Origin of the sequence: Pseudenterobacter timonensis (genome assembly GCF_900021175.1) — a bacterium.
In the GTDB taxonomy this organism is placed as follows: domain Bacteria; phylum Pseudomonadota; class Gammaproteobacteria; order Enterobacterales; family Enterobacteriaceae; genus Enterobacter; species Enterobacter timonensis.
On sequence record NZ_FCOP01000012.1, the window covers coordinates 317,895 to 331,387 of the forward strand.

Consider the following 13,493-nt stretch of genomic DNA (forward strand, 5'->3'; position numbering starts at 1 on the left):
TTTTCGTATCGCATTAACTTTACGACAGATGAGGGCAATGAATGGAATCCAGAATCTTTCATAAGCACTGGGGTGCGGAATACCTTTCTGATAACAGCGTCCGCTTTCGTCTCTGGGCGACCGGACAGCAGTCGGTCACGTTACGTCTCGGTGATAAAGCGCTTCCAATGGAGCAGGCGGAGGATGGCTGGTATCAGATTACGGTGCCGGATGTACCTCACGGCACCGAATATCAGTATGAGCTGGCTGACGGGATGCGTATTCCCGATCCAGGCTCCCGGGCGCAAAAGGGCGAGGTGAACGGTCCCTCCCTGACAATCGACCCTGGTCGTTATCACCATGAAAATAACGACTGGAAAGGACGCCCCTGGGAAGAGACGGTTATTTATGAACTGCATATCGGTACCTTTACCGAGGAGGGAACCTTCCGGGCGGCGATTGAAAAACTGCCCTACCTGGTGGAGCTGGGGATAACCCAGATAGAGGTTATGCCCGTCTCCCAGTTTGGCGGCTCGCGTGGCTGGGGCTATGATGGCGTACTGCTCTACGCTCCGCACTCCGCCTATGGTACGCCGGAAGATTTCCACGCCTTTATCGATGCCGCTCACGGTCTGGGGCTCTCCGTGGTGCTGGATATCGTACTGAACCACTTCGGCCCGGAAGGTAACTACCTTCCATTGCTCTCGCCAGATTTCTTCCATAAGGATCGCATGACCCCCTGGGGACACGGCATCGCCTACGAGAATGCGGCCGTCCGGCAGTATATTATCGACGCGCCGCTCTTCTGGCTGACCGAATACCGGCTCGACGGACTGCGCTTTGACGCCATCGACTGGATCGAGGACAGCGCCGAAAAGCCGCTGCTGGAGGATATCGCGGAGCGTATTCGTACCGCGATCCCCGACCGGCATATTCATCTCACCACCGAGGACAGCCGTAACGTCATCTTCCTTCATCCACGCGACGAAGCGGGTAACACGCCGCTTTTTACCGCCGAGTGGAACGACGACTTTCATAACGCCGCGCACGTGCTGGCAACCGGTGAAACCCACGCCTACTATCAGGATTTCGCTGACCAGCCGGAGAAACATTTTGCCCGGGCGCTGGCGGAAGGGTTCTCCTATCAGGGAGAGATCTCCCCTCAGACCGGTGAGCCGCGCGGGGTGAGCAGCGTCGACCAGCCGCCGCAGGCGTTTGTCGATTTTATCCAGAATCACGATCAGACCGGTAACCGCGCCCAGGGCGACAGGCTGATTACCCTCGCCGGACCGGAAAAAACGCGCGTGCTGCTCGCCGCGCTGCTCCTGTCGCCCCATATCCCGCTGCTGTTTATGGGTGAGGAGTATGGCGAGACGCATCCTTTCCTCTTTTTCACCGATTTTCATGGCGAGCTGGCGAAAGCGGTACGCGAAGGGCGCGCCCGGGAGTTTTCCGGTCATGCGGGGCATGATGAAACTGTCCCGGATCCCAACGCGTTGACCACCTTTACCCGCGCGAAGCTGGACTGGAAAAAGGTGGCAAGCGAAGAGGGAAAATCCTGGCTAAGGTTTACACGTACCCTGATTGAATTGCGTCATCGTCATATTGTGCCGCTGCTGACCCCGGTCAGCCGTGTGGAGAGTCAGGTGCTGCACACCGCCCCTGGAATGGTGGCGGTTAGCTGGCGCTTTGCCGCGGGAACGCTTTCGCTGGCGCTGAATATCGGCACCGATACGCAGGCGCTACCCGCCATGCCCGGCGAGGTGCTTTTCGCCTGGCCGGAGCAGCAGGATACGCTGACGCCGAACACGATTATCGTCCGCTTTGCTGATGGAGAAGCATTGTCATGATACCTTCCGCTACCTACCGTATTCAGTTTCGCAACGGCATGACCTTCGATCGTGCCGCGGCGCTGGTGCCCTATATGAAATCATTGGGTATCAGCCATCTGTACGCCTCGCCCATCTTTACGGCGGCCTCGGGCTCCACGCACGGCTATGACGTCGTCGACCCCGACGAAATCGATCCGGCGATAGGCGGCCGGGAAGGGTTTGACCGTATGTCCGCGGCCCTACGTCAGGCGGGAATCGGGCTGATCCTGGATATTGTTCCTAACCATATGTCCACCTCGCTGGAAAATCGCTGGTGGCGGGATGTAATCAAGAACGGGCAGAAAAGCCCTTACGCGCGTTACTTCGATATCGACTGGTCGCGTCCGCTTACGCTGCCTTTTCTGGGGGACACCTTTGAGGCGGAGCTGGAGAAGGGCGCCATCACGCTCGCCCGGGATCCTGACGACGGGCTGGTCTTTGACTACTATGAGACGCGCTATCCCCTGAACCCGGAGAGCGTTGCCGGCCAGGAAGAGGCGCTGCTGGCGAATCCCGATGTTGATACCCTGACCCGACTGCACGAGGCGCAAAGCTGGCGGCTGATGTCCTGGCGGGAGGCGCCGAAACAGCTCTCCTGGCGACGTTTCTTTGAGATCACCGGGCTGGTGGGCGTGCGGGTGGAGGATGAGGCGGTATTTGATGCCACGCACCGGCTGATCCTCTCGCTGGTGCATAGCGGCGTGGTGGACGGCCTGCGTATCGATCATGTTGATGGGCTCGCCGATCCGCTGGGCTATCTGCAACGGCTGCGCCAGGCTGCCGGGCCGGACTGCTACATTACCGTGGAGAAGATCCTCGCGAAGGGGGAACAGCTCCCGGAAGAGTGGCCCATCTCCGGCACCACGGGCTATGAATTTATCGCCTCGCTGGCCGAAGTACTGGTGGATGACGACCGGTTCGACACCCTGGAGCGCATCCATGACGAGGTGCTCGGCACCACGGCAGATAAGCAAAACGAACTGCGGGATGCCAAAGGGCTGATGGTCGATCGCAATTTCGAGGGCGAATTTACCACCCTGCTTAATCTGGCGGAGCAGCTTGCCGGGGAGAACGGCGTGGAGAGTGACAGGGAGGCGCTGCACCACGCCCTCCGGGAGCTGTTGATCGCCTTTCCTGTCTATCGCACCTACGGTACGCCGGATGGTGTGACCGCGGCGGATATCACCTTGCTGCACCGGGTTATCGGCAAAGTTAACGCCCAGGAGACGCCCCCTGAACCCGCGGCGCTGAACCTGATCATTCATATTCTGACCGGCGAACTGATCGCGGAGAGTCTTGAAAAGGCGGGGCTGTTCAGGACGCGCTTCCAGCAGCTTACCGGGCCGCTGATGGCGAAATCGGTAGAGGATACGCTCTTCTTCCGCCACAACATGGGGCTTGCCTTAAACGAGGTGGGGGGAGATCCCAATCCACGCGCTTTCTCTCTGGCACGCTTTCACCAGGAGATGCGTATTCGTCTTGCCAGCCAGCCCGATGCGCTGCTCGGCACTTCCACGCATGACACCAAACGCGGCGAGGATGCCCGGGCGCGCCTCTATACCCTTACCGAAGCGCCGGAACGTTGGGCTGAATCGCTTGCCCGCTGGCGTCAGGTGAATCAGACCCATGTCCGCTTCCTTAATGACGGTACCGCCCCGGACGCGGCCGACACCTGGATGCTCTACCAGGCGCTGGCGGGCGTCTGGCCGGCGACCTTAACCCCCGACGATCGCGACGGCCTGCTGGAGCTGGAAGAGCGTTTTCTTGGCTTTGTCGAGAAGGCGCTGCGCGAGGCCAAGCAGCGTACCGACTGGATCGACAGTAATGAAAGTTACGAGAGCGTAGTCCTGAAGTATGCCCGCCATCTGCTGTCCGCCGATAACCGGCTCTTTCTGGATGATTTCAACGAGAACCTGCAGCCTTTCGTGCGTGCGGGGCTGATGAACAGTCTTACCCAGACGGTCATTAAGCTGACGGCGCCAGGCGTACCTGATATTTACCAGGGGAGCGAAGGGCTGAACTTTAGTCTGGTCGATCCGGACAACCGACGGGAACCCGATTTTGCCACCCTTGCCCGGGATCTGCAGACCGCCGGACCGACGCTCTTTCAGGACGAGCAGCACTGGCGAAACGGCAGGGTGAAACAGTATGTCACCGCCACGCTGTTACGCCTGCGCCAGCACTATCCGACGCTGTTCCGCTATGGCGACTGGCTGCCGCTGAAGGTTAGCGGTAACCGGGAAGATAACCTTATCGTTTATGCCCGTGTGGAAGAGAACATGGCGCTGATCGTGGCCGTTCCGCGCCTGGTTTTTGACATCACGGCAGAGAGCCTGACTTCCGGCTATGACCAGCTCTGGGGAGATACGACCGTCGCGCTCCCTGAGAGCCTGGCGGGCCGAACATGGCGCGATCTGTTTAGCGCAGAAGAGACCCAACTGAATGAAACGCTTGAACTGGCAGGCGCAGCAGGATGCCTGAAGATCCTGCTCACCGTCGAATAATATGTGGAGAAAGTCTATGCCAAAGGAAAACACGTTCGAAATCAAGCCCGGAAATTACCAGGAGCTCGGCGCTAACTTTGACGGAGAGGGGGTGAATTTTGCGCTCTTTTCCGCCCATGCGGAACGGGTAGAGCTCTGCCTGTTTGACGAAACGGGACAACACGAGATTGCCCGTCTGGAACTGCCGGAATATACCCATGAAATCTGGCACGGCTATGTGCCCGGTCTGAAGCCCGGCGCGCTCTATGGCTATCGGGTGTATGGCCCTTACGATCCTGAAAATGGTCACCGTTTTAACCCTAACAAGCTGCTGATTGATCCCTATGCCCGCGAGCTGGTGGGCGACATCGAGTGGAACGACGCCCATTTTGGCTACGAGCTGCTGCATGAGGAGAAAGATTTAAGTTTTGATGAACGTGACAGCGCGCCTTTTACGCCAAAATGCAAAGTAATCGACCCGAATTACGACTGGCATGACAATCAGCGACCCGCTATTGCGTGGCCGCACACGGTTGTTTATGAGAGCCATGTCAAAGGCTTTACCCAGCTTAATCCGGCGATCCCGCCCGAGCTGCGCGGCACCTTTGAAGGGATGGGGCATCAGGCGTCGGTTGATTACATCAAAAGCCTCGGTATTACCGCCGTTGAACTGCTGCCCGTCCACTGGTTCCCGGACGATCAGCATCTTCTCGACCGGGGGCTGAAGAACTTCTGGGGATATAACTCGCTGGCCTTTTTCGCTCCCGCCTCCCGGTACTATGGTCCCGCTGGCCTGAAAGGATTCCGCGAGATGGTGCGTGCCTATCATGACGCCGGTATCGAAGTGATCCTTGATGTGGTCTATAACCATACGGCGGAAGGTAATGAACTCGGCCCGACGCTCTCCTTTAAGGGAATAGACAACTTCAGCTATTACCGCACCATGCCCGATCAGCATCGCTACTATATTAACGATACCGGGACGGGTAACACGCTCAACACCTCCCATCCGCGCGTGTTGCAGATGGTGATGGACTCCCTGCGCTACTGGGCGGAAGCGATGCATATCGACGGTTTCCGTTTTGACCTCGGCACCATTCTCGGACGTGAACCGAAAGGGTTCGATCCGCGCGGCGGCTTTTTCGACGCCGTGACCCAGGATCCTGTTCTCTCTAAGCTGAAGCTTATCGGTGAGCCGTGGGATATCGGCCCTGGTGGCTATCAGGTGGGGGGGTTCCCGCCGGGCTGGGGCGAGTGGAACGATAAATACCGCGATACGGTGCGCGAGTACTGGAAGGGCGATAACGTGACCACCGATTTTGCCGCCCGTCTGCTCGGCTCCGGCGATCTCTATGATTTACGCGGGCGTCGCCCATGGGCCAGCGTGAACTTTATCACCGCTCACGACGGCTTCACCCTCAACGATCTGGTCTCGTATAACGAGAAACATAACGAGGATAACGGCGAGGATAATAACGACGGGCATAACGATAACCGGTCATATAATTATGGCGAAGAGGGGCCGACCGAAAACCCGGATATCATCGCCATTCGCGAACAGCAGAAGCGCAACTTCCTGACGACGCTCTTTTTCTCCCACGGTACGCCGATGCTGCTGGCCGGGGATGAGTTCGGGCGCACGCAGGGGGGTAATAACAACGGTTATTGCCAGGACAGCGAAATCTCCTGGGTGGACTGGGAGGGGGAATGCCAGTCAGAGCAAGGGCAGGCGCTGCGGGAATTTACCCGCCAGCTGATTGCTCTGCGGGCGCAACAGCCGCTGCTGCGTCGCGAGAGCTGGCGCGATGGCCTGGAGATCCGCTGGTTCAATGCTGGTGGCGGGGATCAGCAGCCGGAGCAGTGGGACGAGGGTTCTACCATCGGCGTCGCGATCAGCCGCCCCGATCTGATCCACGAAGAGGGCATCTGGCACGATATGCTGATGCTGTTCAACCCGTTCGAGTGCAGCGTTCAGTTCCAGATCCCGCAGTTTGGTGAAGGCGGCTGGGCGCTGGAGCTGATCACGGCCAGCAATGTTGAAACCGGTACGGTTATCACCGAACCGGTCGATTTTGAACTGCCGGGCCGTAGCATCGCACTCTTTACCCGACCGTAAAACACATGCCCCTTTACGCACGCTCGCGTAAAGGGGCAGCAAACGGCGCGAAAGCAGGGGCAGGGAAGAGGATTAGTCGTGGATAGTTTTCCCAAGACAGCCGCGAACAAACTCAGGATTAAAATGTTTTACCGCATCGCCCACGTAGCCTAAATCAAGCGAGCCGATTTGCGCCATCTCCGCGTCCGTCAGCGCAAAATCCCAGACAGCAAAATTCTCTTCGATACGCGCCTGGTGGGTTGATTTTGGAATCACCGTGACGCCACGCTGCACGTTCCAGCGCAGGATAACCTGAGCAACGGTTTTGTTATGCGCGTCGGCAATTTTCTTAAGCATCTCATTTTCATAAGGCTTATGCCTGCCGCCGCCCAGAGGCGCCCAGGCTTCCGGCTGCACGTTATAGTGCTTCATGGTTTCCAGCGCAGCAGGCTGGGCGAACCAGGGATGCAGCTCGACCTGATTGACCATCGGCTTAATTCTGACGGTTTCGCAGAAGTTCGTCAGCACATGAGCATAGAAATTAGACACCCCGATCGCCTTCAGCTTGTCGGCCTCGTAAGCCTCCTCCAGCGCACGCCAGGCGCTGAAATAGTCACGCATCGCCTGGTGCAGTAAATAGAGGTCAAAGTATTCCAGGCCTGATTTTTCCAGCGACGCCTCTATCCCGGCTTTCGCCGTCGCGTAGCTGGTCATATCCTGCACCCACAGTTTCGAGGTAATAAACAGTTCGTCACGGGTACACAGACCTTCGGCGATCGCTTCCCGTACGGCGTCGCCCACGGCATCCTCATTACCGTAGACCGCCGCGGTATCGATAAGACGATAGCCGGTGCGGATCGCGCTCAATACAGACTGTTTGCACTCTTCTTTATCGGTGACCTGAAATACGCCAAAACCGACCATCGGCATCTTTAAGCCATTACTTAATTGTGAATATTGCACTGTCGCGTTCCTCCCGTGCGGTAAAGATCTGATTCTAGGATAAAACCCTCGCCGGGGTTAGAGGGGATAATGCGATTGCACTTATGCATACAAATCATAAATCAGCGCGTCATTACGCCTGGTTCCTTGCATGGCGCATGTCGATTTTTCTGATAACAGACAGTCAACAGAAGCCGCTTGCAGAGATGACATGCCGCAACGCAGATGGTAAATTATCTATTCATCTACCTATTCATAAAGCGATTCATAAAGATGGACAACCGCTCTGATACACTACGCCAGCTGCTACGTCAGGGGCCAGTAAATGCGAGGCAACTGGCTGATAGTATTGGTATTAGCCAGCCTACAGTCTCCCGTGCCTTAAAGGCGCTGGGGGAGGATATTGTGCGCATTGGTTCGGGACCATCTATTCACTATGCGTTACGCGATACATATCGCGGCTTTCATTCTGCGCCTGTCTATCGCATCAGCGAAGAGGGCCAGATAAAGCCACTCGGCCAGCTCATTCCGGTTCATCCGGACGGATTTGTGATGGAGCAGGCGGACAGCGTCTGCCTCCATAGCGACGGGCTGCCGTGGTGGTTATTTGATATGCGCCCGCAGGGGTACCTCGGGCGGGCGTATGCATCAACCTATTCAGCCGGGCTGGGCTTGTCCTCTAATCCAGAAGAGTGGAGTGATGCGGAAGTGATCAGGGCCTTGCTGAACCACGGGCACGATGCGGTAGGGAATTTGCTTATAGGGGAGCAGGCAAGAAATCAGTTCCTTGAGATGCCATTACCAACGCCCGTTTCACGCGACGCTGCGTTTCCGGCGCTGGCGTTGGCCGTCAGCTCCGGGGAAGTGCCGGGGTCATCAGCCGGTGGCGAACAGCCAAAATTTTGTACCTTTACAGAGCGGGGCCATGTGCTGGTTAAATTCTCGGCGCTGGATGATAACCCCATAAGTGAACGCTGGCGCGACCTGTTGCTGGCGGAACATCTGGCGTTAAAGGTGCTGGGCGTTGAAACCGAGGTGTTTGACATTGGCGGGCAGCGCTTTCTGGAGATCCCGCGGTTCGATCGCACAGGCCCGCTGGGCCGTATCGGTCTGTTTTCCCTGCGGGCGCTGGAAGCTGAGTTTGTTGGCCGGGCAAGAGAGACCTGGCCCATACTGGTTAACGAGTTGATTAAACAGGGCCATGTTCATCCTGACGCTGCCGCTGAAGCCGCCCGGCGCTGGGCTTTTGGGATGCTCATTGGCAATACCGATATGCATCACGGCAATCTCTCTTTCATCAGCAGTCATGGTCGGCCATACCAGCTTGCGCCCGCTTACGACGTTCTGCCGATGGGATTTGCGCCTAAGTCAGGAGGGGAAATCGTCAATATGCTGCGACCGGCGATACTCCCGGAAGCGATAGGCGGGGAAACCTGGCGGGAAGCGCTGGAGCTGGCGGAGCGTTTTTATTCGCTAGCCTGCGATAGCGACCGCTTTTCCGCGAGCTTTGAACCCTGTCTTGCGGCGTTGCGCAGGCACCTTGACGAGGCGAGGGGGCGGATATGTCGGCTGGGGTGATGAGAGGGTGGATATCATCTCAGCCTGTGGTCACTGTTAAGCTTTAAGTTTATCCGGGCTATTAGTCGATTATACAACCGTGCCATTCGTCTGCCCCGCCAGGAATATTTGCTGGGTGAGTTAAAGCAGCCACTTATCATCAGCACTTATGGCATATTTCTTAAAATTGATGGGTGTTATTGCTGGAGAAGAGCAAGAGTGATTAACTGCGCCTCAGGTTTGTTGTATATGCTTACATTTAGTAAAGCTAACACATGAACAGAAAAATAGCGCAAAGAAAGCTACTGAAACATCACAGTAATTCTCGAAAAAATTCTCGCTTTCAGTCGGATCTATCAGGCACTGACCTACGATTCATGGATCTCCGGAGACTTAATTTGCAAAATATCAATTTAACCGGAAGTGACCTTTCGTTTAGCGATCTGCGGGGCGCTAATTTCTCTTTAGCAAACCTCCAGGGAGCAAACCTCAGTCATTGCAGATTAGAAGGGGCTGTTTTCGATCGTGCGGTCTGTACGGGCGTGGACTTTTCGGGAAGTAATGTCGATGCCGCCAGTTTTACTGGTGCGCTTATGGAGGATAAGTACGCCGGTGTAGCTACGCAGTCTTCTCAGCCACTTGTTACTGTCTATATGCCGACATGGAACCGTGAAAAGCTGACAATACGAGCCATAGAGTCGGTCCTTAAACAAGATTATACGAACTGGGAACTGATTATCATTGATGATTTTTCGTCTTCCTTTCAACAGTTACAGACGTTTATTACTGTTCTCAATGATCCAAGGATTACGTACATTCGTAATGAATTTAATTCAGGTGCCTGTGCTGTAAGAAATCAGGCAATACAAATGGCCAGAGGTTATTTGATTACGGGCCTGGATGATGATGATGAATGGTTACCGACCCGGCTTTCTTCCTTCCTTGCATGCCGACATAAGCTTGAGCACCATGCGTTTTTGTATGCCAATGATTACCTTTGCGACAGTAGCGGTTATGACTCTTTAAGTGAATTAAAGAACTACCCAAAGCCAGCGTATAAAAAGAGTCTGTTTGATAAGAGAAATATCGTTGGCAATCAGATGTTTACATTAACGGACAGGATGCGAAAAATTTTGTTCGATGAGAAGTTGAGTGCTGCTCAGGATTATGATGCATTCTACCGACTGGCCGAAACGTATGGTGATCCTTTCAAACTGGATGACTTCACGCAAGTGCTGTATGTCAACCATGGTGAAGCCCGAATAACGTGCTCGGGACGCAAGTTTGCAGGGTATCTGGATTTCTATCGGAAGCATAAATCCAAACTGGACGCATCGAGTAGAAAATACCAGCTTTTTACCTTGTACTACATACGCAACAAAAGAATGAGTTCACGTACGCTAATCGCGCTGCTGACACTGCGTAATCTGAAAAGATATCTGATGATGTATTCCAGTTTCCGCAACAGAAAGTTTTAGCACTGTACTGATGACGATCATGATGATGTTTATCAGAAGAGAAGAGGTTAGCTTTGTTATCTCCCGGGAACCGTTATCGACTGCCAGATCACTTCTTTCAAAAAATAGCGAGCATGTCTGCAGGGTAATCACGTCGCTAACCATGAGATGAGTTCTTTTTTAGCATGTCGCGATCAACCAGAACAAGATCATCGCGGCCATTCTGCAAAACGCTGGGCGAAGAGGGGCGGGAAATGGATAAACCTGTGCTTGAAGTGAAGGCGCCAGTTCGTGGATGTGCTGCGTGAGCCATATTAGTTAATTTAACATAATATACATTATGCGTACTAACGTTGTAGGGGCTCAATGATAATGTCTATTTGTGGCTCATTAGGAATGTCCAGGCTATAGTTCTCAGACCTGTATGCCTAGTCAACAACTCACTTTTCCTGATGAGGAGTTTTCTGTGGCTATACATGACACCGGGATGTTCACCGTGAAAGAAATCAACCGCCTCAAAATCCTTCAGGATGTCATCGACCGCAACCTGCGTCCTGGTCAGGCAGCCGAAATGCTCGGTATCACGCCGCGCCATTGCAGCCGTCTGCTGAAACGTTATCGTCAGTCCGGGCCACTGGGCATGAATAACCAGAGTCGTGGTCGCACCGGAAATCGCCTGCTTCCCGCATCATTGACTGATCAGGCCCTGAATATCATCCGTGAACGCTATGCCGATTTTGGCCCCACACTGGCGCGGGAAAAGCTCGCTGAAAATCACGGTATTGTTCTTGGTAAGGAAACGCTCAGACGGCTTATGATAAAAACCGGGCTCTGGATTCCCCGCAAGCAACGTGCGCCAAAAATTCAGCAGCCACGCTATCGCCGGGCTTGCTGCGGCGAACTGATCCAGATTGATGGTTGCGACCATCACTGGTTCGAGAACCGTGCGCCTGCCTGTACTGCCCTGGTCTACGTTGATGATGCGACGAGCCGCCTGATGCAACTCCGTTTCGTGAAATCGGAATCGACTTTCACCTATTTTGAAGCCACGCGGGGCTATCTGGAGAAGCATGGCAAACCCCTGGCGCTGTACAGCGATAAAGCCAGCGTCTTCAGAATCAACAATAAAAACGCTACCGGTGGCGATGGTTATACCCAGTTTGGCCGTGCGATGCACGAACTGAACATCCAGACTATCTGCGCCAATACCAGCTCAGCCAAAGGCCGTGTGGAACGGGCCCATCTGACGCTTCAGGATCGCCTGGTAAAGGAGCTCCGGCTCAGGGGCATTTCCTCAGTGGATGCAGCCAATGATTTTGTTGATGAGTTTATGACCGATTACAACCGGCGCTTTGGCAAAGCACCCCGGCATGACTTTGGTGTTCACCGGCCACTTGAAACTGATGATGATCTGACCGCATTTTTCACATGGCGGGAACCGCGCCGTGTTTCAAAATCCCTGACGGTGCAGTATGACAAAGTGCTCTATCTGATTGAAGACAATGAGTTAAGCCGAAGGGCTATTGGCAAGTACATTGAGGTCTGGCATTACCCGGATGGCCGGAAAGAGCTCCGGCTAAACGGGGTTGTCCTTCCCTACTCCACCTATGATCGCCTTCAGGAAATCGACCAGGGGGCTATCGTGGACAACAAGCGCCTCGGGCGTACTCTTGAATTTATCAAACTGGTACAGGACAAACGCGACAAAAACCGGTCACAGGCTCTCCCTGCCGGAGATGGCCCCTCGCGCCGACGCAGGAAACCCACAGAGAAGAAATCCCAGCGATCTCTGGACGAAGACGATATGCTCAATGCGCTGAAGACATTACAATCACGTTCTGACGAGATTTTCGGTACAAGGAAATGACATGGAGATGATGGCAGACATAATCCCATCTTCATAGAGCTGCAATGCAAGAGAGCTTAAGGTCCGCTTTGAGCGAAGAGCGGACCGCAAATAGTCATTGACATTGCCGTCGGCAAAATGGTTGTATTGCACAACTATTTTGCCGGAGACTGTTTATGAATCCAGAATCATCAGTTGTTCAAGGTATACGCGTCGCCTCTCGTGCTATGGTACGAGAACTGGGCTTTATGAACACCACACTGGCTGCAACAGATTACCCACCCTCAGCTGTCCATGCCCTCCTTGAGATTGAGGCGCAGGGTTCACTGACTGCAGCCCAACTGGTGCAGATACTGGGGCTTGAAAAGTCGAGCGTCAGCCGAATGCTTGCGAAACTTGTCGATGCTGGAGAACTGGCAGAAACCCCCTCCTCTGAAGACGCCAGGGTAAAGCGTCTTTGCCTTACAGGAAAAGGCCAAAAGACTGTAATAGCCATCAATAATTACGGTGACGAACGAGTGGTCGCCGCATTACAAAAACTGGATCACTTTCATCAACAATCTGTCTATCAAGGTATTTCTTCGTATGCCGACGCTCTGAAAGCCTGCCGCAATGATATGGAACTCAATGGGCTGAGCTGTGTAAAAATTATTTCCGGTTACCATGCGGGCATGATTGGCCGCATTACAGAAATGCATGGCAGTTATTACGCGAGAGAACATAATTTTGGAGGTTTTTTTGAAGGTAAAGTCGCTCAGGGGCTCGCTGATTTTACCAACCGTCTTGATAAGCCATGTAATCAGATTTGGCTGGCAACGGTGAATGATCGCATTGTAGGCTCAGTGGCAATAGATGGTGAGGATCTGGGGAATAATGAAGCGCATTTACGCTGGTTTATCCTAGATGATGGCTGCCGTGGCAGCGGATTAGGCAGAAAGCTTATTCAAAAGGCGATGAGCTTTTGCGAAGAGCAGAAATTCTCCGCGGTTCAGTTATGGACATTTAATAAGCTTACAGCGGCAAGATGGTTGTACGAATCATTTGGATTTGAATTAACGAAAGAGTGGCAGGGAGATCAGTGGGGCAGTACCATCACTGAGCAGCAGTTCACCCGTAACATCATTTAACTGGTCTCTATAGAGACCAATTTTAGCAGGTTCGCTTTCAGCTAACCATTGATCAGCTCTGTCCGCTTCTGGCACTAAGCGGACTTTTCAACATCAGGACATTTCTAACGAGCCAGTAATTAGACATTTTCACTGA

General features: G+C 54.2%; 8 protein-coding genes and 1 pseudogene. 8 read left to right on the plus strand and 1 reads right to left on the minus strand.

Annotated elements, in window-relative coordinates; translation table 11 throughout:
* Positions 1–41: 41 nt before the first annotated feature.
* Genes treZ through glgX form a run of 3 tightly spaced genes read left to right on the plus strand, consistent with a single transcriptional unit; the run spans position 42 to position 6,449 of the window.
* The gene (gene treZ, locus BN3796_RS14915; RefSeq protein ID WP_061709140.1) at positions 42–1,829 is read left to right on the plus strand and encodes a malto-oligosyltrehalose trehalohydrolase; all 1,788 of its coding nucleotides are present in this window, start codon (positions 42–44) and stop codon (positions 1,827–1,829) included.
* Positions 1,826–4,354, plus strand: coding sequence for a malto-oligosyltrehalose synthase (gene treY / locus BN3796_RS14920; RefSeq protein WP_061709141.1), 2,529 nt, complete (start codon positions 1,826–1,828; stop codon positions 4,352–4,354). Before treZ ends, treY begins: the two co-directional genes overlap by 4 nt.
* A 16-nt stretch (positions 4,355–4,370) precedes the next feature.
* Positions 4,371–6,449: a glycogen debranching protein GlgX gene (gene glgX, locus BN3796_RS14925; RefSeq protein ID WP_061709142.1), complete on the plus strand. Its 2,079-nt coding sequence runs from the start codon at positions 4,371–4,373 to the stop codon at positions 6,447–6,449.
* 72 nt (positions 6,450–6,521) lie between these two features.
* Here the strand turns inward: glgX and BN3796_RS14930 are convergent, their stop codons facing one another.
* Complete coding sequence (locus BN3796_RS14930) at positions 6,522–7,391, minus strand: aldo/keto reductase (protein WP_061709143.1); 870 nt, start codon at positions 7,389–7,391, stop codon at positions 6,522–6,524.
* Positions 7,392–7,643: 252 nt separating this feature from the next.
* Here BN3796_RS14930 and yjjJ point away from each other — a divergent pair, with 252 nt between their 5' ends.
* The 5 genes and pseudogenes from yjjJ to BN3796_RS14950 all read left to right on the plus strand — a co-directional run bounded on the left by yjjJ (position 7,644) and on the right by BN3796_RS14950 (position 13,357).
* On the plus strand, positions 7,644–8,948 hold the full coding sequence (gene yjjJ / locus BN3796_RS14935) for a type II toxin-antitoxin system HipA family toxin YjjJ (RefSeq protein WP_061709249.1): 1,305 nt from the start codon (positions 7,644–7,646) through the stop codon (positions 8,946–8,948).
* Positions 8,949–9,202: 254 nt separating this feature from the next.
* Positions 9,203–9,478: pseudogene (locus BN3796_RS21090) on the plus strand (pentapeptide repeat-containing protein); the annotation flags it as partial.
* Positions 9,479–9,520: 42 nt separating this feature from the next.
* Positions 9,521–10,405 (plus strand): colanic acid biosynthesis glycosyltransferase WcaA, encoded by an 885-nt coding sequence (wcaA, locus tag BN3796_RS14940; protein WP_061709250.1) that lies wholly within the window; start codon positions 9,521–9,523, stop codon positions 10,403–10,405.
* A gap of 466 nt (positions 10,406–10,871) precedes the next feature.
* Positions 10,872–12,251: an ISNCY family transposase gene (locus BN3796_RS14945; protein WP_407681208.1), complete on the plus strand. Its 1,380-nt coding sequence runs from the start codon at positions 10,872–10,874 to the stop codon at positions 12,249–12,251.
* A gap of 155 nt (positions 12,252–12,406) precedes the next feature.
* On the plus strand, positions 12,407–13,357 hold the full coding sequence (locus BN3796_RS14950; RefSeq protein ID WP_061709145.1) for a bifunctional helix-turn-helix transcriptional regulator/GNAT family N-acetyltransferase: 951 nt from the start codon (positions 12,407–12,409) through the stop codon (positions 13,355–13,357).
* Positions 13,358–13,493 lie beyond the last annotated feature (136 nt).